The sequence below is a fragment of the Pseudoalteromonas sp. TAE56 genome, from assembly GCF_000497955.1.
In the GTDB taxonomy this organism is placed as follows: domain Bacteria; phylum Pseudomonadota; class Gammaproteobacteria; order Enterobacterales; family Alteromonadaceae; genus Pseudoalteromonas.
Genome location: NZ_AUTN01000108.1, coordinates 1 through 21,448, shown reverse-complemented (window position 1 = coordinate 21,448; position 21,448 = coordinate 1). Strand labels below are relative to the sequence as shown.

Here is a 21,448-nt window from a genome sequence, read left to right as displayed (position 1 = left end):
AAAACAAGCCACTGAAATGGCCATTGTGAACGCTAACTACTTAACGCATGAGCTAAGCAAGCACTTCCCAATTTTATACCGTGGTCGTAACAACCGTGTTGCTCACGAATGTATTGTTGACCTGCGCCCGCTTAAAGAGCTATCAGGCATTACTGAAATGGACGTAGCTAAGCGCTTGCAAGACTACGGCTTTCATTCACCCACTATGTCGTTCCCAGTCGCTGGCACATTAATGATTGAGCCAACGGAGTCTGAATCAAAAGGTGAGATTGACCGCTTTATCGAAGCAATGGTGTCGATTAAAGGCGAAATCGAAAAAGTAATTTCTGGCGAATGGTCAATTGAAAATAACCCGCTAGTGTTTGCACCGCATACACAAGGCGACGTGTTAGGTAACGAATGGGACCGTGCATACGACCGTTTTTACGCTGCATTCCCAGTGCCAAGCGTTGCTAAAAACAAGTTCTGGCCAACCGTTACACGTATTGATGACGTATACGGCGACCGTAACTTAGTATGTTCATGCCCAGCGGTAGAGACTTATCGCGACTAAGAGCAGAGACTAATTTTTGAACTTTAATGGGTAGTAAGTTCCATTATAGTTTGGGAATTTATAAAAATTAAAAAAGCCGTTGCAGCAATGCAACGGCTTTTTTGTGTGTTTAAGCGTTGTAGACGTGCAGCTTGCTGACGCGCGGGTGGCAGCCCGAATCAGTATTTGAATAGGTGCTTGAGGTTATCATCACCGATAATGTGAATACGTTACGTACTTCTAGAAATTAGAAACCTTATTCAAGGTTTTGTCGCGCTGGCGACAGCAGCCAAAGAGGGNGGGGCTGCCGCTGGTCCCTCTCTGGACACTCTCAGCGCACCCGAGCATCACGCTATTTCCTTCAAAACACAATTGATGTGAACATAAACGCCATGAAAGCACATCCATGTGCAAGCATGGCTTTCATTTCATCCATGAAATGCATTACTCATCAATCGCTTATTTTCAGGGCGTGATGACGGGGAAGGGTGTTAAACGTGAGGTTGGTGTTTGGTCTTGGCAAGAAACAAGACCTGCACCTCTCTGTAGTTCCTCTAGGCTGGGTGGAGTATAACGAAACCCAACGAATCACAAATATACTTACTCGCTCAAAAACCAAGAGTATGTGTTATTTATTGTAGGCGTTTAGCTTGCTGACGCGCGGGCGGCAGCCCGAATAAGTATTTAAATAGGTGTTTGAGGTTATCATCACCGATAACGCGAATACGTTGGGCACTTCTAGAAATTAGAAACCTTATTCAAGGTTTTGTCGCGCTGGCGACGGCAGCCAAAGAGGGGNGGGGCTGCCGCTGGTCCCTCTCTGAACACTCTCAGCGCACCCGGGCATCACGCTATTTCCTTTAAAACACAATTGATGTGAACGTAAACGCCATGAAAGCACATCCATGTGCAAGCATGGCTTTCATTTCATCCATGAAATGCATTACTCATCAATTGCTTATTTTCAGGGCGTGATGACGGGGAAGGGTGTTAAACGTGATATTTATGTTTGATATTGATAAAATGCAAGGCCTGCCCTGCAGATTTACTGTTGGGTAACCCCATTGATTTCTTGGTATAATTAACATAGCTTGGAGTAGGGTTTAACTTTTTAGTTTTAGTTACTCTGATGATGCTGACGCTCTATCAAACGTTTTATTTTTAAAGGTATTTAAATTTGAATATTAAGTTAAAGGAATACATTAATTCAGCGTTTAGCGAGTTTCTTTATCAATCAACAGATAGCAAATTCACTCGACAGGATTTTCCGAAAACAGCAAAAAGTGAGGTAAAGAGAAGTTATTTAAATGAAGAAAAACTAAGTGCTTTGTGGGATAGTGAGTCTATGACTCATTTAATAGAACTTTTTCTATGGCCGTGTAATGCATTCGCTTTATGCTCATCGCTTATTACAAAACATGGTGGCTACAGACTACTAGTTTCTCCGGAAAAAACGTCTTCTTGGACACTAGCAGATACCGAAGAAGTCATAAAAGTTGGTAAAAAGTGGCGAGATTTTATTAACACTGACCTTAAAAATATAGGCACGTTTGATGTATCTGAAATCAATGATTTACTGTTATCAGTGTTTGAGTATAAAAATTTAAATATCTCTGTCGATGATTTAACAAAGGATCCTGAATTCAAAAAAAGCCTTTTAAAGATCTGTTTGTGTGCAGATGAGAGCTTTAAAGATGTAACAGTGTTGTCTCCTATAGATAGTTCAATATCTGGGCGTGTTGTCGAATTTTTGATTTTGAATAACGAAGAGTATGAGTTTCAATTAGCATTTACTAATAAGTCGTTCGGTACAGTGCATTATAAAAGCACTATTTGCCAAAGTGGAATATCGATTAATAGTGTCACAAATAAATTGACACTTATTTCACCAGAAATAACATTAAAATACGTTGAGCGTTTAAAAGATGATCGTTGGGCAAAGCGAGATAACTATAATGTCTTAATCTTGCCATGGCCATTAAAAGTAGACAGAACGGATTTCAACGAAGTAAGTGGATCTAAAGTTCAAGAAATGGATAGCGATTTCGGTTTTTTTGAGTATTCACCAAAAATGTCAAAGGATAAAGAAAATGTCGATAGTATTTTAGATGAATTCTTCAAGGAATTTGATGAGGTCGATTTGGTTGTTTTGCCCGAATGTGCTTTGCAATCTGCTCAAGCTGAGCTTTTTTTCGATGAAATAAGACTGTATTGTGAAACGAATAGAAAATATATACCCACTTTTATTTCAGGTGTCTATGAACGAGGTGAAGAGCATAAGTTTGGAGTAAATGCACTTAAGTTATTTACTGTAAGTGGCCAACATAACGGGGAAGAAATAGAACCATCTACTGCGGTAGATTATGTGGAACAACATAAACATCATCGTTGGTTTTTAGATAGAGCTCAGCTTCATAACTATAAGTTAGGAAACAGGTTGTCACCTAAAAGAAAGTGGTGGGAGTTTACTAAAGTTGATGAGCGCTCTCTTATTAGTTATTACTGCCAGCGACAAGATATACAAGTTAGTCCTTTAATTTGTGAGGACCTTGCTAGGCAAGACCCTGTAGCACCAGTGATTAGAGCTCTAGGGCCAAATTTAATTATTGCCTTGCTTTTAGACGGTCCTCAAATTAAAACGCGATGGCCGGGTAGATATGCATCACTTTTATCTGAAGATCCTGGTTCAAGTGTACTCTCGATTACACCACTTGGGATGACTATGCGCTCTGATGGAACTGGTTTCCCACCTAGCCGAACGGTTGGCTTTTGGAGTGAATCAAATGGCTCTTATCGAGAGTTGAGCTTGAATGAAGGAAAAAGAGCTATAGTACTAACATTAGAGCCTAATAGGCAAAGTCAGTGGAGTGCTGACGGTAGAAAGTCTGAGAGGGTGATGTTAAACTATGCAGGTCACCTTTGTATCTGATTTTATTTTTGGAGAATTCTTATGAATCGTTCAGAAGAAAAGCAAGTTTTTCTACTTGGCCGTATTCTACGTCGCGATCTCGGGAGAGTTGAAAGGTTAGTAGAGCTAGGTAAACTCAAGGTTCCTCATGAAGCTGTTGAGCTTTCAAAGGTCGTTATAAGGTTAAATCGCGGAGCTGCAACTATTGATAATCAAGCAATAGAGGATGCATATACTTCAGATTTTGGAAACGCTGGTGGTAAGTATTTGCAAGTAAAAGAGTTATTAGTCGCCCCGTAGACTAATTCAAACACTCATGCACTTAGAAAAAACCAAAATATCAATAGGGTCAGGTCTTTCTTTTTACTTTTCGTGATTGAGGAAAAATGCAAAGCTTTCCCCTAGTAGCCCTGTTAAAAAAAGAATTTGATAAAGAAGCTAAAAAGAGCATTTTCTTCATCTAACTACCAAAAAAGTTATTTTCAGTTGGTTTTAAAAGGGCAATGTTATTGCCCTTTTTTACGCGCTCAAACTAGTAGTTCTAAACTATAGCGCTACTAAGCTTTGCTCTAGCATTGCCTTTATTTGTTTTACTATTTTAGCTTCTGTTTCAGGTTCGAATTGTTGAATACGTGGGGTATGAATATGCCCTGTAGGTATACTTGAATTAAGCGCGTCGCGCAGGCGAATACTTCGGTACGATATTTCGTTAGATAGGTAACCACCGCCGCCGCCATTTACCGCAATACTATTTTTAAGCTCGCCGTACGAACCCGCTTTATAGGTTTTTTCAAGCGTGGTGACTTCGTGATTGTCGATAACTTTATAAGGGCCTTTAGCTTGTTGCATGTAACTTACAGGCAAGCTAAATTTTACAAATTCGTTGCCCGGAAGTGGTCGGCCATTAAGTTTTGGTATCACTGGGCTTGTTTGCGTTCCACCATACACAATATTGGCATTATCGGGGGCGGTTACGCTGCGGCGTTTACCCGGAAAGTGTTCTAAATCAAACTCTGTCCTGCCCATACTTACGGTTACTACCATGTCTACATTATTAAGTGCGTAGTAGGGGGCAAGTAGCGATTCTATTATTCCTTGATCAAAGTCTTCGTAGCGCACAGGCACCATAACGGTATTAATTTCTGCGCTCACGCCGTTGTAATTAATAACTTGGCCGTCGAGTAACAACGCCGCAACACCTGAGGGGTTACTTTGGTTTATGTTTCTATCGAGTAAAAATGGGTCAAAACCCGTTAGTAATATTTTTTTAGTGCTGCCTGATGAAAAAGCAAGGTCGGTACGGCCTCTGCTGCCTTCTTCAAGTAAGGTTAGTAAAGTATTTAGTTGAGCCTGTGTAATTGAAAATTTAGGCGATGTTGTGCGTATTACTTTGCTTGAAAGCAGGCGCGCCCAGTAGAGCTCTCGGTCGTCGTAATTGTTGGTTTTTACTATGCGTTGCTTGGCGTTTTCCCACAGTTCAAAGCTAAAGCTTTGCACTAATATTTTTGCACTTTTAAAGTCGTTTAACTCTTTAAATTGTTGCTCAAAACTTGATACTTCTGGGGTAAATGCTTTTAAAACACTTGGCATAGCTGTTTGGGCTTTGTTGATACGCTGTTCTTCAACAGTTAAAGGGTTACTTAAAACAGCGAATGAAGAGGCAATTAAGCTGGTCGCTAATAATACTTTGATCATGATACTCCTAAGATAAAGCGATTGTTTTATGTGTAATTTACTATCCTACGATTGCTAACTAAGCGCAACCAATTAACGTTGAATCGACTGATATTTGCTTTTGCAGTGCATTCGTATTTTTTAACGGCCAATTAGTATCATCGGCTAATAAAAATCCCTGAGTCAAAAATTGATCTTTATAGGTACTACTTTAAGCTCTCATAATAGTAAAAAGCCGTTGCAGTAATGCAGCGGCTTTTCATTATGGTTTTATGCGCTTCGGCTACACGAGCGAAAGGCCTTATATCCCTTTAAAACCCTCTATTAATCGTCAGGTCCTTTTAAGGTAAACACTAAATGTTTACGCATATCTTTTAAAATCACGCCCTTTTTAAGCATTGCGCCGCTTAAGCGTTTTTGCCACTTTAATAAGTCAGGCTCTGCGGCAGCTAAGGCTTGCTCGTTTTCAAACTGAAAGCACAGCAGGAGTGAACTTGGAAATAAGTGATATTCCACATCAAACCAGCATTGCAGCATACCTGGGAGCTCAGCGCGGCCTTGTTCTTCTAATTTTTCAGCTGTATTAAGCACAAGTGTTTGCTGCTTTATTTGCACTGCAGAGAGTTTTTTCATTAATAAAATCCAAGTTAGCGGCTAAAAAATGCAGCCGGAATGCGGGCATTATACGCAAGCTTGTAGGCAGGCAACAACTTTGAAAGGGAGTTAATGTTTAATAGAGTGTATCAGCTTAAAATCTGGAGGGGATGTCGGAAGGCGCCCTAGGGTTTTGCCAAGTTGCTTGCAACAACTAGGGAGTGGTTGTCGCAAGCCGCTTTTAGAACCTCATCGCATTACGCGCTTAATACTTATAAGAGGTATTAATTGGGTCGGTTTATTTGGATCGGCGCTTGTCTAGTACATAACGTACGGCCATTCGTGCAACACCCGCACCAATACCCGAAACTACCGCCCATGTAACGGCCTCTTTGAGATCGGTTTCTTCGCTTGGTCTATCTTTTGGGGCTGGTTCGTTGGTAACCTTTTCCCACGATTTTTGTAAAGTTTTCCTTGTTAACATACCTGCTGATGCAGCGGCCAGACCTATACCTATCGTCGTAATTAGCTGTTTATTACTCATATTACCCTCGATTATTTAGTTGTAGCGTGAGTTATCAATATGTAACTCTTTAAGTAAGAACAGTAGTACCAGCAATTTACATACCGATAGACTCTGAAGACTTTAAATCAGGTTTTAAGCGGCTATTATTCTCTTTGTGTAATTTAGTCGTTTTAAATCACACTTAAGCATCAGCTAAGTAACTAACGTAAAGCCTGTGCCACTGTGCTCAGGTCTATTTTTGAGGCATTTACTCTGCAAATTAACTTACCTTCCAGTCGGCTTATCTGTACATATAGTAAACACCATCGCCCTATGCTTTAATATTAAAAAACAAGGGAGGGCGTTATGAGTAAAAATCGATTTTTATTTAATAAATACGTTGCGGTAATGGCTGTGTCGGGCACTTTGGCTGCACCGGTAACTGTGCTTAGTAACGAGCAAGGGCCGCTAGTTGAGCAGCTTTGTGCTAGTTGCCATAGTTTAAATAACCTTGAGAGTAGCGCGGGTTATAGTCAGCAGGACTGGCAAACATTAATAAGCTATATGGTGGATACGGGCGAGGGTGCTGCGCTTAGTAAAGATATAAGCGCTTATTTAGCTGAGCATTATCCTGTTAATAACAAGCGCGAGTCTAAGGTTGTTACGGGCGATTTAAAGCTTAGCTTTAAGTACTGGCAAGTGCCTACTCTTGGGCAGCGCGCTCGCGATCCGGTACAAGGTAAAAACGGTCTCATTTGGTGGGTTGGCCAGTGGGGTAATATTTTAGGCAGGTTAGACCCTAAAACCGGCGATATGAAAGAGTACACACTGCCAAGTGGTACCTATGCGCACAGTGTGTCGCTTGATAAAAATCAAACTCCTTGGTTTTTAGGTAATAAAAATGGCACGGTTGGATATTTAGATTTAAAAACCGAAAAATTTAAAGTGTATAAAATGCCCGATAAAAACGCCCGCGACCCGCATACAGGTGTATTTGACGAGGCAGGTATATTTTGGTTTACCCTCCAGCACAGTAATATGATTGGCAAGCTAGACCCTACAACTGGCGATATTAAGCTCGCTACTTTACCCACTGAAGGCTCACGGCCATATGGTATTAAGCTTGATTCAAACGGCACGCCGTGGGTTTCGTGTAATGGTAGTAACTGTTTGATTAAAGTTGATAATAGCTCTATGGAGCTTAGCGAAATTAAACTCCCGGGTGCTAAAACGCATGCAAGGCGACTTGCCATTACGCCTGACGATATGGTTTTTTATGTTAACTCTGGTATGGGTAAACTTGGCCGCTATAACCCAAAAACCAAGAAGATCACCCAGTGGGATAATCCCAGCGGTGAAAACAGTCACCCGTATGCAATTGAATATGCCGATAACGCCATTTGGTTTAACGAGTCAGCCAAACGCCCTGAAACCTTAGTAAGGTTCGACCTTAATACCGAAACCATGCAAAGCTGGCAAATTCCGAGCAAAGAGGGGGTTTACTCAGGTTTAATTAGGCACATGCGCATGGGGAATAATGGGCTGATTATTCACCAAACAGCGACCAATCAATTAGCTGAAATTACATGGTTTGAGTAATAAATTTTCCTTTTGTAAATATATTTATATTAAAACTGCATATTGCTTGTTATTAAGTTTGTTTATGTGGGTAGGAGTTTTTTACAAAATTTGGCAATTTTTACTCTAATAATAAGAGTGTTAGCACGGGGTTTTGTTTTATATTATTGATTTTAAATAATAATTTACTTGGTTTAAGTTTTGCTTGGTAGTAAGTGTATTTTCTTAAATAAATAAAGGAGTTATTATGAGTACCGTTATTACTGGGTTATTCGAAAGTGCATCACAAGCAACACTCGCAATTTATAGATTAGAAGCTTTAGGTATTAATGAAGCTGATATAAGTATTGTAGCCAACGACTCATACGCAAAGGAAGATTTTGCTGTAGACGAAGGTACTAAAGCTTCTGAAGGCGGCCTTATTGGCGCGGCTTCGGGTGGTATTCTTGCTGCAATTATTGGTGGTTTCACTGCCGTAGGGACTGTAGCAACAGGTGGTACAGGCTTATTAGTTGCCGGACCATTAGTCGCTGCATTTGCTGCTGGTGGCGCAGGCGCTGCAGTAGGTGGTACTTTAGGTGCCGCAATTGGTGCGTTTATCCCCGAGCACGAAATTAAGTATTATGAAGATGCCATTGAAAAAGGCTCTATATTAATTGGTATTAAGTACGATAGTGACAACAAAAACGCTATTGAAGAAATACTTAACAATGCAGGCGCAAGTAACGTATCTACAGCGTAATGCTAGCTAATTAATTAAAAAGGTGAAACTTGGTTTCACCTTTTTTTGTGCTCGCTTTTTAGTGCCGAGCAATAATACTTAATTGATTTTAAGGATTAAATCTGACGCTAACTGCGTTAAAAATTCTGATATAGAACAACTAAATAACGTAATTTTTGTCATTAAATGGACCCATATATAAGCGGGTTGGTTTTAAACATGCTTTGATTATAAAAAATAAATACCCCTTATAAATATAATGCGTGAAGAGTACCTTAGAAGGCTTATTTAGATTGGCGCTTCTTAAATTTATAACGTACGGCCATTCAACCAACACCAACACTTGAGACTACCGCCTAAGTAATAACTGCCTCTTTAAGATCCTCTTTTTCACTTGGCTTGTCTTTTTTGGTAGGGACGTTGGTAATCTTTTCTCACGAGCTTTGTAAATATGCCTTGGTTTTTACTTAATCTTTGAGTGAAAGTTAGCTCATTAATTGAATAGCTATTTAGTTAAAATTATTTTTAATCAATAAATTACGACTAAAAAATACATAAATATATGTTTGCACATAGGACTGGTATAGACATTGAAACTACTTGTTTAATAGCAGCTTAATTTAGCGTTATTGTTTTATTAATTTGATACTAATACCAACCTGCATAAATCTTTGATCAATTTAACGAATTAAATTGTACTATAACGTCGTTAAAAATTTTTATTTACGACTGCATGGATGCAGGAGGTAGAGCAATGCAGGGAGCAATTGCCGAGAACAACTAGATATAAAAATTTTTGCCTAGTTCTAGCGTAATTTTCTTAATGTTAAATAGACCCCATATATAAGCAGATTGGTATAAACCAGGAGATGATGATGAATTATTTGCAGTTTGATTCAAAAGCTAAAAGAAGTTTAAACCGCGTTTTAAAACCGGCTTTTGCAATATTATTTACCAGCGCGTTACTACAAAATAGTGCAATGGCTAATGTAAACGTTGAAATGCACCAAGTTACTAAGTCGGGGCAGGGGCAATTACTAGGCACTATTACACTAACAGAAAATGATCACGGCGTTGTTTTTTCACCAAACTTAAAAGGTTTAACGCCTGGGCAGCATGGCTTTCATGTTCATCAATTTGCTAGTTGTGAACCCAAGAAAAAAGGCGATAAGGTCGTGCCAGGTGGTGGCGCTGGTGGGCATTTCGATCCAAAAGCTAGCGAGCATCATGGTTATCCTTGGGCTAACGGTCATTTAGGTGATTTACCGGCGCTGTATGTAAATGAAAGTGGCCAAGCTAAATCGCCTGTTTTAGCGCCAAGGCTCACGCTTGAACAACTTAAACAACACGCAGTGATGATTCACGCAGGAAGTGACAACTATGCAGATGAGCCAAAGCCATTAGGTGGCGGTGGTAGCCGTGTTGCTTGTGGCGTAATTGAGTAAATATAAGGAGAAAGCTATGCCATATAAAAACCGGGACGAACTACCTGAGTCGGTAAAAAGTAACTTACCTAAACATGCTCAAGACATATATCAAGAGGCGTTTAATAGTGCGTGGGATACCTACAAGGACCCAAGCGATAGAAAAAACGACGACGACCGCGAAACCACTGCGCACAAAGTAGCTTGGTCGGCGGTTAAAAATAGTTATAGCAAAAATGATAATGGAAATTGGGTAAAGTCGAGTAACTAAACCAACAACAAAGCTTAAGCATTAAAAAGCCGCCATAGCTGATATAGCGGCTTTTTATATACTCGTTTTATAGTTGCGCTGTTTATACAATACTTTGCAGTCTGTTTGAGTAAAAACTGGTAAGCAAAACCATAAGTACTGGTTTAAACACGAATGTGAGTTTGGTTTAAATTTGCGTTATTATTTATTTGTATTAGCCAATCAGAGAACACTTTGAATTATTTAGCTCATCTTTATTTAGCGAAGCCCACAGCCGATTCTCACTTTGGAAACTTGTTGGGTGACTTTGGTGGAAAAAGGCATATAGTTCACTTACCAAATACGGTTAAAAACGGGCTCGATAACCACTATTTAGTCGATAAATTTACAGACTCCCACCGCGCAGTTAAACACGCCAAGCAGTACTTTTCACCTGAGCGAAAACGTTTTGCTGGCGTGGCTATTGATGTGGTGTTTGATCATTTTTTAATTGTGCATTGGCAGCGCTTTAGCAAGCAACCTTTAAGTGATTTTAAGTACACCAGCTATCAGCTTTTGAATAATCGCATACCTGTGATGCCGCCGCGCATGCAGCATGTTGTAACAAGTATGACCAAAAACGATTGGTTTAAAGAGTACGAAACCGTTGAGGGAATAGGAGTAGCACTTGATAATATTGCTAACCGCATCCGTTTTACTAATAACTTTGCGGGGGCGGCTGATGATATAGCGCGGAATTACGATGAATTAGAAGCCGTGTTTTTAGCGTTCTTTCCGGAGCTAATTAAGCATGTAAGTGAGTTTGACCTTGAAAGCACCCCAAAAAATGGCATAAAGCGCATTATTTAAAGTTTTCATCAATTGTTAACCTTTTGTGATAATTTAAGGTAAAAAAAGCGCTATTCTAATACAAATTAATTTTTGAGTGTTTTTAATGATTCGCAATTACTTGGCTATTGTGAGCTTTGCCGTTTTAGCGGCATTTCAATCTGGTGCTGTATTGGCTTTCGACTTTGACTTAAAGTCTGTACGAACAACTATTTCAAACCCTAGCACTAGCCACGCATTAATATACGATGACTTGGCTGGGAGTAGTCAAAAAACACTGTTTTCGTTAGAGCCCATAAACAACCAACGTGTGGGTGTGTTTTTTGATATTAACGACATTGAAATTGGCTACTCTGCCGATATTTTTGAAGATGATGTTGAAACAAAAACACAAGATATACTGCTTTCATATAGAAAGTTTAAAAATTCTAAAATCACTTTTAACTATCAAACGCTTGAAGGACTGCAAAGCACGGCTAGCAATTTAAGCGGCAATCAAACGGATCAAATTTTCTCGCAAAATACACGTTCAACCAAGTTTGAGCTATCTGGCCAACACAACTTTTATACCTTCAACAATAAAGAGTCTTTGTTTGAGCATTTTTTTCTTAATAGGCCAAAGCTAAGTAACAAATTTGATTTGTCGTTAAGTGTTGTTGGCGCGTGGTCTTTCAAGCATGTATCCCTTGAGAATAAAGATAATATTGTATTTCAGGCTGATTTTTTAAATTCGTCTGCACCACAGGTCACTAAGTTAATTTCTAATTCGTATGGAGCGAGTATTGGCTCGCTTTTATCATTTTCGTTACCGCATAATGTTCACGTATTTGCTGAATACAAAGTAGGTAAGGGAAATATTCGAAATACAGACCCTGGGCTGGGGTTAAAAGATTCGGGCGGTGAAAAAGTTGAAGCATACGGCGGTGGAATGTCTTGGACTTCTGACAATAAAAAACTTATGGTTGTACTTCGTGCATGGGAGCAAACAGGCCGGCATATAGATACTTCTTTTGGTGATTTGTCAGTAATTAAGTTTTTTTAGTATTGAGCACCGAAATAGTGAATTTACCAGGAATACTATGAGTAATAATAACGCAGTACCTCAGGCTTATGTGAAGCAAGAGGAAGGTTATAGAATAAAAGCCTTAAGATTATACCCTTGGGTATGCGGGCGTTGTGCTCGTGAGTTTGAGTACTCTAATTTGCGTGAGTTAACGGTGCATCATGTTGATCATAATCACAGTAATAACCCTGAAGATGGCAGTAACTGGGAGCTATTGTGTATTTATTGCCACGATAATGAACACAATAAATACCACGAACATATTATGTATGGCGGGTCGACTACAGAGCGAAAAGTTGAAGCTGCAACTCATTCTCCGTTTGCCGATTTAAAAGCGCTGTTAAATAAATCCAAGTAATATTTGAGCCACGTTAATGGTCAAACAAACAGGCTAAAATTTATAACAGCGATTATTGGTTTTATAGTTATTGCAAAATATAAGCTTTAGCGACTATTTTCCATTCATTATCTAGTTTAGCTAATGTTAGTGCATCGTAAAAACGGTTGGTAGAGCGAAATAAAACAACAGCTAAACGGTCGTCAACAATGTTCATACTGATAACTTCACCATCGAGGTTTCCACCTGCTGGATTTTTGTTTGATGCCCATTGGTTAAGCACACTGGTCATATCTTTATACGACTTAATAACGTCTTTACCGTCGTCGTTTTTTACTACGCCAACCATTGTTGCGTGCTCTGCTGCAAATGCGCGAAATAAACGCGCTTTACTCGCCTCCCCTTGACCTTGAAAGTAGTCGTTTACTGCGGCTTTTATCGCTACTTTATCAGAGGCTTGATCAGCCAATGTACTAAACGATAAAAAGGTAACACTTATAATAACTAACAACGATTTCAACATAAAACTCTCTACTGCTAATAATGAACAACGCACTAAATTTAAGGCTGCTGGTGTAAGCTAAAGCAGCCTCACAATATTATATTTAAATGAAACTTTGTTTATTAAAGCTCTTTTGCTGTTTTGTCTTTTATGTCAAACCAGTTTGAGTCGGCTGAAGTAATAAAGCCTGGTACGTCTTTTAGCCATTGTTTTTGAACTGATTTATCAAGATTTAAATAAAGTTTGTTTTCAACAATTTTGAACGCTTCTGGATCTACGTCAAACTTTTTCTCCATTGATACACCAAACGCACAAAAGCCACCAAATTGTGGTGCGTACTTTTCTGGATTCGCTCTAAATAAGTCGCGGTGCTTAGCTGAGGTGAATTTATAAATGGCATTTTTATGTGTTGCAGTATATTCAGAGCTGCCTGTTACTGCTTTGTTTTGGGTAAAGTAAGCAACGGTATCGTAACCACTAATTGCAATATCGTTAACGTCGGCATTTGCGTCTATGTCTGCTGCAAAGCTTAGTGAACTGGCAAGTACAGATGCTGCAAAAAAAGCTGATTTAGTGAGTGTCGAAAATTTCATGTGTATCTCCTAAGGGTAATTTAATTAGTATGTTTGTTTAAAACTCAACTGTACTTTATCGTTATTGTTTGGTTAATATGCGTCTATTAGTCTGTATTTTCATACCAATAATCCAAAGAGGCGCTTATGGACGTACTTTCGAGTGTACTGAGTCACTTTTCACTTAACGCCAATGTGTTTTTTAGTGGAAACATGTGCGGTACGAGCGACTTTAGTGACGATCAAGGTGTTGGGCATTTACATTTATTGCGCTCAGGTACTCTCAAAGTGCGCAGTAACAGTGGCTTTGAAGTGGTTTTATCTACGCCTTCGGTTATATTTTTTCCTCACTCTACAGGGCACTGTTTATTTTCGGATAAAAGCGATGGTGCTGATTTAGTGTGTGCACAAATTAGCTATCAAAGTGGAGGGCATAGCCCTTTATTGCAGGCGCTGCCTTTTTGCTTAAATTACGAATTAACGGGTAATGGATTATTAGAGCAGAGCGCTTTTTGGATTTTTGAAGAGGCATTTAAAGACGCCAGTGGTAAGGATTTAATTATAGATCGCTTATGTGATGTATTTTTAATTAGTGTGCTGCGTAAGGTATTGAAAGAGGGCACAATTAAAAGCGGGATGATGGCAGGGCTTGCGCATCCTCAGTTGGCTAAGGTATTAATAAAAATGCATCAAACCCCAGAGCAAAGCTGGTCGCTTAGCGCTATGGCTGAGGAATGCGGCATGTCACGCTCTAAATTTGCCGACACGTTTAAGCGTGTAATTGAGCAAACACCGGCTGATTATTTAGCTGATTGGCGCTTATCGGTCGCTAAAAAGCTTATTTTAAAAAATCAAAATATGGATTTAGTGGCTAATCAGGTTGGGTACGAAAATGGCTCTGCACTTGCCCGTGTATTTAGAAAAAAAACAGGGCAAGCGCCAAAAGAGTGGTTATTGAGCCAGCAGTAAACATTTAATTTTGTAAGTTAGCTGCATCCGTTGTAATTAGGTAGTTTGAATCGAGTGACCAAAAATTATTTTCGAGTTTTTGCAAAGGTCGCTTTTTAGAACCAGGCGACGCCTTATGCAGTATCAAATTAATAAGATCCGAGCTTACCGCAGGATCACTATGAAAGTAATCATGACCTATTAAGCTGCCAGATTTAGGTACTTTAATTAGGCTTACGTTACCTACAGAAGTAAATATGTCTTGTTCGTTTATGTTTACATCTTTTGTGTTTAATCGACCAAAGCTTAAGCTGTTTGTTAGCCACTGTGAAATACCCAATGCGCTATCTTCTTGAGAGGTGTAAATGGTAATTTGTCCAAATGCAGGTCCAAATTGCTCAGCCATTAACCTTTGTTTAATAATACCAAAATCGAGATCGGGGGCGGCTAAAATTAAGTTTTCAATACGCAGGTCTTCTCGAGGATTTCCGCCACTAGCTCTGTTTTCAATTATAAGCTCTCTAAGAGTTGTGGTTACTACGTCTGTACCACGGCTATGCGCAATAATATGAATGTTTTCTATTTCAGGATTTTTAAAAAGTAGTCGTAAGGTTTCTTTTAAATGAAAAATAGTAAATTGACCAGACTCTTTATCTTCAAAATAGCCGGTTAATCCTGTGGCGGCAGCTGGCCAAGAGTAAACAATAGGTACGCCTTGTCGGTTCAAAAAATGCCAAATACCGGCAAGGGTAAACACCGATTCGTTAAAGGTATTATTAAAACCATGCACGAACAAAATAACGTCTTTATTATTACTGCTTTTTAAACGCTGATTAATGTTTTTGTTTAATTGGGTTTCGTGAAAAATTTTGCGTTCTAAAATATCTTCGTCAATTTGGAGTTTATTTTTTACCCGTCTAAATTTATAAGGCGATAAAGGAAAGCGACCTAATTCATCCGCTTTTTCCATTACGTAAGTTAAATTTGCGGAGCGATTTTTAAGATTACTTTGCTCTAATAACTCACCCCACAGCAAGGATTTATCGCCAAAATTTACTTTTGCCACACCGTATGCAATTGATGGCGACCGACTTGCGTTATACATAACCCCTTTTTTTTCAGAAACTGCTCGGTCTGTAACATAGAGTAACTCCATACTTGTAGTATGCAGGTTTTTAGGTACTTGGGCTTCTGAATAAGGCGTACTTACATATAAATTGGGTGTAGGCATTAAAGCTGGGTTTGAAGTACAGGCAGATAGCAAAATAATGAGCAAAAGCGCGAAAATATAGGATTTACCGTGAGGGTGAAAAAGCATGCTTATTCCTTATTTTCGGTTTATAAATTATTCTAAAGAGGTCAAGTATAAAATTAGCACATAGAAAGTAACATATTTATTACCTTTCACACATTACATACTAATTTTATAATATATTGTTGCGTTAACAAGGATTAAAAATAAAAACACCCGAGCTTATAAGTAGCGAAAGCTGCGGGCATTGTTTTTTGGGAGAGTTATAAAGTTAAATCTTAATCGCTTCAGTAGGCGTTGTTGATAATCCACTAAAATACTTCATTACCAATTGGCCTTGGCTGTTTTGCTCTATTACTAAGTAATTGTTTGAATTAGGGTAGTAAAAACTATTTTTAGACATCGTAATAAGTTTTGTTTTATCGCCACCAGTGCGCTTTGAATACAAAACGTTATTTTCAAAAATTAGGCTGCGTAAGGTGTTTTCATCAATTTGGTAATCACCCAATACGGGCGCTAATTGCTGCTCTGTTACATCTGCTTTTTTAAACTCGGGAAGTGCAATACCTAGTGCTCTGGCTGTGAGTTTTTCGTTGATAAAAATAGGGTTTATGTGGTTTGAATTAGCCAGTACTGCCACATATAGCTTTTGCTCTGGAATATAGCGTGCGTGCGCTAAAAAGCCATTTATTCCGCCAGTGTGTCTAACTACGGTGTATTCATTCAAAGGCTCAATAATTAATCCGTAACCGTAGGATGAAAAGCTGCCGTCGTTAAGTTTAAAAGGGCTGAACATCTTCTCATAACTTGCTTTACTAATAAGCTTGCCAGACGCTAGTGCACTAAACCAAATGTTTAAGTCAGTTGGAGTAGATATAAGCGCACCTGCGGCATAGGGCCAATCCATATTAATGTAGCTGGTGTTGATAAACCCTTGCTCTGTTTGCTCATATCCGGCTGCACGGTGAGCAACAATTTCTTGACCTTCATAACTACTCTGGTTCATTTTTAGCTTTTTAAATATGTGTAGTTCAATAAAGTCTTTATAAGACTGGCCACTTGCTACCTCGATTATTTTACCAAGCAGTGAATAGCCTGTGTTCGAATAAGCCATTGTTTCGCCGGGTTTAAACACCATTGGGTGTTTGGCAAATCGCGCTAACGTATCGTCAACGCTGGTGGGCACTTGTATTTCTTTATCGAATAGGTCGTCATCATCTGTGTAGTTGGCGATGCCTGAGGTGTGGGTTAATAAGTTTTCGATTGTGACGAGGTTGCCTTCAGTAGGGAAGCTTGCAACATACTTATGAATATCATCGGTAACCGCTAGCTTACCTTGCTCTTGCAACATCATAATTGCAGCTGCAGTAAATTGTTTTGAAATAGAACCTAAACGTAAAACGCTTTGCTCGTTAAGTGCAATGTTATGTTCAAGGTTGGCAAGCCCGCGCGTTCCTTTGAAAAGTACTTTGCCATTTTTGCTTATAATTACAGATACCCCAGGCTCGTTTTCAGCAAGGTTTTCGTTAAGAATTTGCTGATATTGCGAGGCCGTTGGGTTTGCTTTTACGAGGCTGGGTGTTAATAGCGTGAGGGCTAACAAACAGCTAGCGTAAAATGGCTTAATCATATTCATCCCTTTTAGTTTTTATACCAAACCTGTAGATAGGTTTAGCGATCCTTGTGTTTTATAATGAGTTAATATTGCACAGCTAAAAAGTAAACACAATTATCGGATTTTATAGGGGCTCAGTAATAGGTATAATTGCTGCGTTTATTGGTTGTTATTAAATTCTTACAAGGAAGTTGTTGATATGCCTGATGTAACTGCTCTATTTTATATTGCTATTATGGCTTTTTATTTATTGCGCTCAAATGATGGAAGTAAGTTAATTATAACTACGATCGTTTTAGCTGCTATCCCTCTCTTTACGGGCGACTATTGGCAGTGGTTGCAATTAAGTGGGCTGTTAAGTGTCATTATTTTAATTATAGAAAAAGAGAAAGCAGGGGCTACCGCAGGCGGTGCAATTGGGGTGTTAGTCGCTCTATTTATTGGGGCTTTTATTGTAAGTGTAATTATTAATACAGGATTGACCTTTTCGAGTAATTTTAAGCTTTCTACTTTTGAAGTTAAAGCTCCCTTAAGTTACGAATGGTCTACTCATATTGTTTGGCTGTATTGTCTTACTTTTGTTATACCGCTATTTGCCATTTTACGCGGTATTAAAAAGCCCGTAGCATTCTTTGGCACTAATTTAATCGCACTCGCTTTAGCTGTATTACCACACTATTGCGGCTCATTTATTTATGGGCTTATGCTAAGCGTCGCTATTATTACTTCTCTTTATTTAGTCGCTTTCGTGTTTAAAACAGATTCTGAACAACGCTTTATGTTTACGTATATGGGTATGAGCGGACTACTAACAAGCTGTATAGTTAAAGGTGTAATGGTGGCCTATTTTTAAACTTCAGCTGTTTATTTTATCCATATTAAAACCAATCTGCTGCAACTTGTAGTGGGGTAGGGTCGCTTTTTTCAGATACCCAAAATACTAAGGCTTGCTTTGTTGGCGATACATTATTAGCGCGAGGCAGGGTTAAGTCAGTTAATGATAATTGCTGCTTAGTTTGCATGTTACTTTGCTCGTAACCAATAACCACAAAGTCGTGTTTTAACTTATGGCCTGCGTTTTCGCCACTGTGTATTTGTGTTTCTATGCCAAAGCCTAACAGAGCTACATGGGCTATTAAGTTTTGGTTAGTATTATCTTTGGTATTAACAGTATTGTATTCGAGATTAATTTTACTGTTGTTTATAGTCGCTTTTAAATTACCCAAATAAGGGGCTTTAGCTACAGGAATAGCTTGCTTATAAAACCAACCTTGCCACCCGCTGCCGTTAACCATAAACCCTGGGGTTGCTACAATCCTACTTTTACCGAGTGCCTTATAAGTACGTTGTCTTTTACTAAAAATAGCAGAGGCAAACGGGTCTTTCCATCCTAAGTAATCCCAATAAGTAACATGAAAATTAATAGGGATTAAATCAGTCCATAGCTTTTCATCATCTGTAAACGTTGAAATCCAGCGCTCTGCTGGTGGGCAACTACTGCAACCTTGCGATGTGTAAAGCTCTAAAAAGGTAGTTGGATTAGCTGTACTTGAAATAATTACTTGCTCATCAGCTTGGCTTTGAAAGCAAAAAGTTATTAACCCAACAAGTGAGATAAAAAATGGACGGGATAGTGCTTTAAAAGGCATGTTACTTCTCGCAAAGGTTGATATTGCATTCAGCCTAAATGATATTTACGAATGAAGTATCACGAAATACTCACAATTGAATCACGTTTTAACTCCATATTTAACTTATTGAAAACTTAATTTGAACACTCGCTCAAGCTGTGCTTTAATCGTTGCTCAATTATTGAGGAACTTTACATGATTAAATTTTATTTTCACCATACTCCTAACCCAATGAAGGTTGCACTCTTTTTAGAAGAAACAGGCTTGCCGTTTGAACTTGTTCCTCTTGATACTTTAAAAGGTGAGCAACATACACCTGAATTTAAAGCAATTAACCCAAACGCAAAAGCGCCAGCAATTGTTGATGGTGAAACGCGTGTGTTCGATTCGAATGCTATTTTAATGTACTTGTCTGAAAAATATGGAAAGCTAGAAGGTAAGAGCGATGATCGCGCTGAAATGCTGTCGTGGTTAATGTTTATCGCATCTGGCCTCGGCCCGTATTCAGGGCAAAGTGTTCACTTTAGACATATGGCGCCAGAAGGGCTTGATTACGCGGTTAATCGTTATTTACGTGAAGCGCAGCGCCACTACGAAGTACTTGATACACATCTTGAAGGTCGCGACTTTATTGTGGGTGATACATACACTATTGCTGATGTTTCTGCTTGGGGCTGGATCGATAAAGCACCGGTTGTATTAGGTGAAGAAGGTTTAGCACCGTATCCAAATCTTAAGCGTTGGTTTGAAAGCATTGATAGCCGCCCAGCGGTTGCACGTGCACGCGTAATTGGTACTGATGTAGCATTTAAAAAAGAGTTTGATGAAGACGCTAAAAAAGCGTTTTTCCCTTCAAATTACCCAAAAGTATAAAAAGTACTTAATACAAACAGCAGAGCCAGCTAGCTGATCTGCTGTTTAGTATTTTATGGATGTGTGAGCGCCTCTTTATTTTCATCTGCCACGAATAAATTAACTTCCTCTGTATGCTGGCTTACGCTATTTCTTTTTAGGGCGATGTATAGGTCTGAGTGAATGTATATACCTTCTTTTCCCGACTTCATTCCTGCAATATCAAACCACGAAAGTAGTTGGCGTTTTCTACCTGCAAGTTCAAGCCTTATATCGCGCTTTTTAAATATAACGTCGAGGTCGGCAAGCATGGCCATTACGCTTAAATCTAAGTGAGTAAAGCAGGGCACAGCGTCAATTATTACACATTGGGTGTCGCCTTTTTGCCTTGCGTATTGCTCAAGTAATCTGCGTTTAAAGTAGCTGGCATTAAAGTAAGTTAAAGGTGAATTAAAGCGATAAATAAACACGCCTTGCACTGCCTTTGCTTTATCTGTGGCGTCTAAGCTTCTTACTACACCGTTAACATCTACGCCGAGTATATTGTCGGTTGGGCGCATAACAGTGCGAATAAATTGAAATAACCCCAGTAATACAGCAAGTGTGATCCCTGGTATAACGCCAATAAATAACACCGCAAGTAAGGTGGCTGAGGCGAGATAAAATGCCTGTTTATCTTTTCGTTTTAATTGCCAAACAGCTTTTAAATCGAGTAAATGAACAGAAGCAATAATAAGTACAACACCCAGCGCTGCGCTTGGAATAAACTCAAGCGGGGCTGTTAAAAAAACGGCTATGATAGCAATAATGGCCGCTGCTATTATTGATACTAACTGCGTTTTACCACCCGTTGCATCGTTAACTGCGGTGCGTGAGTCGGCGCCACTGACTGCAAAACCTTGCGAAAGAGCTGACGCTATATTGGCAATACCTAATGCTCTAAATTCTTTATCGGCATCTATATCGTAGCCGTTTTTAGCGGCAAAGCTGCGGGCAGTTAGCATCATACTTACAAAGCTCACGATGGCTAAGTTAAGTGCGGGTACCACTAGCTCACGAATAATTCCTAAATCAAAAACAGGAGTATTAAAAACGGGAAGTCCGCCAGTTACGGTGCCAATAGTTTTTATATCAAGTTGTTTTAAATCAAAAATCCATACCAAAATCGCACCAAATGCAATGGCAAACATTGATGCCGGCCACGTGGGTTTTATGCGTTTCATGGCAAAGTAAACCGCCAATGTGAACAAGGCCATTAACAAGGTGGGAACATGTGTTTGCGCTAGGTATGTGGGTACACCACCTAGGCGTTCAAGTAGGTAGCGCTCGTCAAAGGTAAAACCGAATACTTTAGAAAATTGACCAACAATAATAGTGATGGCTACGCCATTTAATAAGCCCATTAAAATAGGTTTAGATAAAAAGTCGGCTAATACGCCTAGCTTAAATTTACTAGCTATAAAACACCAAAAGCCGGTCATAGCGGTCATGGTGACAACAAGTTGCCAATGTTTAAAGCTGTCACCTGCAGCAAGAGGGGTTACTACGGCGGCAATAACGGCGCAGGTGGCGGCATCAGGGCCAACTATTAGTTGTTTGGAAGTGCCAAAAAGAGCATATAGCATCATTGGCAGTATGCAAGAATATAACCCTACGGCGGCG

21 protein-coding genes and 1 pseudogene are annotated in these 21,448 nt (G+C 39.3%); 13 read left to right on the top strand and 9 right to left on the bottom strand.

The window, feature by feature from the left end; genetic code table 11:
• The 3 genes and pseudogenes from L656_RS0113035 to L656_RS0113025 form a co-directional block, all read left to right on the top strand.
• Positions 1-553, top strand: a pseudogene (locus tag L656_RS0113035) (glycine dehydrogenase (aminomethyl-transferring)); the annotation flags it as partial.
• Positions 554-1,709: 1,156 nt separating this feature from the next.
• Positions 1,710-3,461, top strand: a complete 1,752-nt coding sequence (locus L656_RS0113030) for a hypothetical protein (protein ID WP_024599520.1) — start codon at positions 1,710-1,712, stop codon at positions 3,459-3,461.
• Between the two features lie 21 nt (positions 3,462-3,482).
• A complete protein-coding gene (locus tag L656_RS0113025) occupies positions 3,483-3,740 on the top strand; it encodes a hypothetical protein (protein WP_024599519.1) in 258 nt (85 codons plus the stop codon).
• A gap of 246 nt (positions 3,741-3,986) precedes the next feature.
• Here the strand turns inward: L656_RS0113025 and L656_RS0113020 are convergent, their stop codons facing one another.
• The 3 genes from L656_RS0113020 to L656_RS0113010 all read right to left on the bottom strand — a co-directional run bounded on the left by L656_RS0113020 (position 3,987) and on the right by L656_RS0113010 (position 6,252).
• The gene (locus tag L656_RS0113020) at positions 3,987-5,135 is read right to left on the bottom strand and encodes a hypothetical protein (protein ID WP_024599518.1); all 1,149 of its coding nucleotides are present in this window, start codon (positions 5,133-5,135) and stop codon (positions 3,987-3,989) included.
• A gap of 303 nt (positions 5,136-5,438) precedes the next feature.
• A complete protein-coding gene (locus tag L656_RS0113015) occupies positions 5,439-5,747 on the bottom strand; it encodes a hypothetical protein (RefSeq protein WP_024599517.1) in 309 nt (102 codons plus the stop codon).
• 259 nt (positions 5,748-6,006) lie between these two features.
• The gene (locus L656_RS0113010) at positions 6,007-6,252 is read right to left on the bottom strand and encodes a DUF4235 domain-containing protein (protein WP_002958040.1); all 246 of its coding nucleotides are present in this window, start codon (positions 6,250-6,252) and stop codon (positions 6,007-6,009) included.
• A 327-nt stretch (positions 6,253-6,579) separates the two neighbouring features.
• Here L656_RS0113010 and L656_RS0113005 point away from each other — a divergent pair, with 327 nt between their 5' ends.
• The 7 genes from L656_RS0113005 to L656_RS0112975 all read left to right on the top strand — a co-directional run bounded on the left by L656_RS0113005 (position 6,580) and on the right by L656_RS0112975 (position 12,435).
• The gene (locus tag L656_RS0113005; protein WP_024599516.1) at positions 6,580-7,812 is read left to right on the top strand and encodes a Vgb family protein; all 1,233 of its coding nucleotides are present in this window, start codon (positions 6,580-6,582) and stop codon (positions 7,810-7,812) included.
• Between the two features lie 226 nt (positions 7,813-8,038).
• Positions 8,039-8,533 carry a hypothetical protein gene (locus L656_RS0113000; protein WP_024590238.1) on the top strand — a complete coding sequence of 165 codons (495 nt, stop codon included), beginning with the start codon at positions 8,039-8,041 and terminating at the stop codon, positions 8,531-8,533.
• Between the two features lie 854 nt (positions 8,534-9,387).
• Positions 9,388-9,957 carry a superoxide dismutase family protein gene (sodC, locus tag L656_RS0112995; protein WP_024599515.1) on the top strand — a complete coding sequence of 190 codons (570 nt, stop codon included), beginning with the start codon at positions 9,388-9,390 and terminating at the stop codon, positions 9,955-9,957.
• A 16-nt stretch (positions 9,958-9,973) separates the two neighbouring features.
• Positions 9,974-10,207 carry a ChaB family protein gene (locus tag L656_RS0112990; RefSeq protein WP_024590240.1) on the top strand — a complete coding sequence of 78 codons (234 nt, stop codon included), beginning with the start codon at positions 9,974-9,976 and terminating at the stop codon, positions 10,205-10,207.
• Positions 10,208-10,420: 213 nt separating this feature from the next.
• Positions 10,421-11,035: an acyl carrier protein phosphodiesterase gene (locus L656_RS0112985; protein ID WP_024599514.1), complete on the top strand. Its 615-nt coding sequence runs from the start codon at positions 10,421-10,423 to the stop codon at positions 11,033-11,035.
• An 85-nt stretch (positions 11,036-11,120) separates the two neighbouring features.
• Positions 11,121-12,056, top strand: a complete 936-nt coding sequence (locus tag L656_RS0112980; RefSeq protein WP_024599513.1) for a hypothetical protein — start codon at positions 11,121-11,123, stop codon at positions 12,054-12,056.
• A gap of 37 nt (positions 12,057-12,093) precedes the next feature.
• Positions 12,094-12,435: a YajD family HNH nuclease gene (locus tag L656_RS0112975; RefSeq protein ID WP_024599512.1), complete on the top strand. Its 342-nt coding sequence runs from the start codon at positions 12,094-12,096 to the stop codon at positions 12,433-12,435.
• Between the two features lie 67 nt (positions 12,436-12,502).
• On the opposite strand, the gene L656_RS0112970 is transcribed toward L656_RS0112975, so the two are convergent.
• Together L656_RS0112970 and L656_RS0112965 are read right to left on the bottom strand one after the other, a co-directional pair.
• Positions 12,503-12,937, bottom strand: a complete 435-nt coding sequence (locus L656_RS0112970) for a nuclear transport factor 2 family protein (RefSeq protein WP_024599511.1) — start codon at positions 12,935-12,937, stop codon at positions 12,503-12,505.
• A gap of 101 nt (positions 12,938-13,038) precedes the next feature.
• A complete protein-coding gene (locus L656_RS0112965) occupies positions 13,039-13,509 on the bottom strand; it encodes a YHS domain-containing (seleno)protein (protein WP_024599510.1) in 471 nt (156 codons plus the stop codon).
• 126 nt (positions 13,510-13,635) lie between these two features.
• Here L656_RS0112965 and L656_RS0112960 point away from each other — a divergent pair, with 126 nt between their 5' ends.
• On the top strand, positions 13,636-14,457 hold the full coding sequence (locus L656_RS0112960; protein WP_024599509.1) for an AraC family transcriptional regulator: 822 nt from the start codon (positions 13,636-13,638) through the stop codon (positions 14,455-14,457).
• Positions 14,458-14,461: 4 nt separating this feature from the next.
• On the opposite strand, the gene L656_RS0112955 is transcribed toward L656_RS0112960, so the two are convergent.
• The gene (locus tag L656_RS0112955) at positions 14,462-15,754 is read right to left on the bottom strand and encodes an alpha/beta hydrolase (RefSeq protein WP_024599508.1); all 1,293 of its coding nucleotides are present in this window, start codon (positions 15,752-15,754) and stop codon (positions 14,462-14,464) included.
• Between the two features lie 205 nt (positions 15,755-15,959).
• Positions 15,960-17,318, bottom strand: coding sequence for a serine hydrolase domain-containing protein (locus L656_RS0112950; protein WP_024599507.1), 1,359 nt, complete (start codon positions 17,316-17,318; stop codon positions 15,960-15,962).
• Positions 17,319-17,502: 184 nt separating this feature from the next.
• Here L656_RS0112950 and L656_RS0112945 point away from each other — a divergent pair, with 184 nt between their 5' ends.
• The gene (locus L656_RS0112945) at positions 17,503-18,156 is read left to right on the top strand and encodes a hypothetical protein (RefSeq protein WP_024599506.1); all 654 of its coding nucleotides are present in this window, start codon (positions 17,503-17,505) and stop codon (positions 18,154-18,156) included.
• 25 nt (positions 18,157-18,181) lie between these two features.
• On the opposite strand, the gene L656_RS0112940 is transcribed toward L656_RS0112945, so the two are convergent.
• Entirely contained in the window at positions 18,182-18,952 is a 771-nt protein-coding gene (locus L656_RS0112940; RefSeq protein WP_024599505.1) for a DUF1223 domain-containing protein, read from the bottom strand.
• Between the two features lie 177 nt (positions 18,953-19,129).
• Here L656_RS0112940 and L656_RS0112935 point away from each other — a divergent pair, with 177 nt between their 5' ends.
• On the top strand, positions 19,130-19,807 hold the full coding sequence (locus tag L656_RS0112935) for a glutathione S-transferase family protein (protein ID WP_024590248.1): 678 nt from the start codon (positions 19,130-19,132) through the stop codon (positions 19,805-19,807).
• Between the two features lie 53 nt (positions 19,808-19,860).
• Here L656_RS0112935 and L656_RS0112930 read toward each other — a convergent pair.
• Positions 19,861-21,448, bottom strand: a 1,588-nt coding sequence (locus L656_RS0112930) for a SulP family inorganic anion transporter (protein WP_024599504.1), incomplete at its 5' end; no start/stop codon positions are given.

What these genes read in the sequence shown, in the direction of transcription:
- L656_RS0113025 (WP_024599519.1), top strand. Translation starts at nt 3,483, where the DNA reads ATGAATCGTTCAGAAGAAAAGCAAGTTTTTCTACTTGGCCGTATTCTA.
- L656_RS0113020 (WP_024599518.1), bottom strand. Translation starts at nt 5,135, where the DNA reads ATGATCAAAGTATTATTAGCGACCAGCTTAATTGCCTCTTCATTCGCT.
- L656_RS0113015 (WP_024599517.1), bottom strand. Translation starts at nt 5,747, where the DNA reads ATGAAAAAACTCTCTGCAGTGCAAATAAAGCAGCAAACACTTGTGCTT.
- L656_RS0113010 (WP_002958040.1), bottom strand. Translation starts at nt 6,252, where the DNA reads ATGAGTAATAAACAGCTAATTACGACGATAGGTATAGGTCTGGCCGCT.
- L656_RS0113005 (WP_024599516.1), top strand. Translation starts at nt 6,580, where the DNA reads ATGAGTAAAAATCGATTTTTATTTAATAAATACGTTGCGGTAATGGCT.
- L656_RS0113000 (WP_024590238.1), top strand. Translation starts at nt 8,039, where the DNA reads ATGAGTACCGTTATTACTGGGTTATTCGAAAGTGCATCACAAGCAACA.
- sodC (WP_024599515.1), top strand. Translation starts at nt 9,388, where the DNA reads ATGAATTATTTGCAGTTTGATTCAAAAGCTAAAAGAAGTTTAAACCGC.
- L656_RS0112990 (WP_024590240.1), top strand. Translation starts at nt 9,974, where the DNA reads ATGCCATATAAAAACCGGGACGAACTACCTGAGTCGGTAAAAAGTAAC.
- L656_RS0112980 (WP_024599513.1), top strand. Translation starts at nt 11,121, where the DNA reads ATGATTCGCAATTACTTGGCTATTGTGAGCTTTGCCGTTTTAGCGGCA.
- L656_RS0112975 (WP_024599512.1), top strand. Translation starts at nt 12,094, where the DNA reads ATGAGTAATAATAACGCAGTACCTCAGGCTTATGTGAAGCAAGAGGAA.
- L656_RS0112970 (WP_024599511.1), bottom strand. Translation starts at nt 12,937, where the DNA reads ATGTTGAAATCGTTGTTAGTTATTATAAGTGTTACCTTTTTATCGTTT.
- L656_RS0112965 (WP_024599510.1), bottom strand. Translation starts at nt 13,509, where the DNA reads ATGAAATTTTCGACACTCACTAAATCAGCTTTTTTTGCAGCATCTGTA.
- L656_RS0112960 (WP_024599509.1), top strand. Translation starts at nt 13,636, where the DNA reads ATGGACGTACTTTCGAGTGTACTGAGTCACTTTTCACTTAACGCCAAT.
- L656_RS0112955 (WP_024599508.1), bottom strand. Translation starts at nt 15,754, where the DNA reads ATGCTTTTTCACCCTCACGGTAAATCCTATATTTTCGCGCTTTTGCTC.
- L656_RS0112950 (WP_024599507.1), bottom strand. Translation starts at nt 17,318, where the DNA reads ATGATTAAGCCATTTTACGCTAGCTGTTTGTTAGCCCTCACGCTATTA.
- L656_RS0112945 (WP_024599506.1), top strand. Translation starts at nt 17,503, where the DNA reads ATGCCTGATGTAACTGCTCTATTTTATATTGCTATTATGGCTTTTTAT.
- L656_RS0112940 (WP_024599505.1), bottom strand. Translation starts at nt 18,952, where the DNA reads ATGCCTTTTAAAGCACTATCCCGTCCATTTTTTATCTCACTTGTTGGG.
- L656_RS0112935 (WP_024590248.1), top strand. Translation starts at nt 19,130, where the DNA reads ATGATTAAATTTTATTTTCACCATACTCCTAACCCAATGAAGGTTGCA.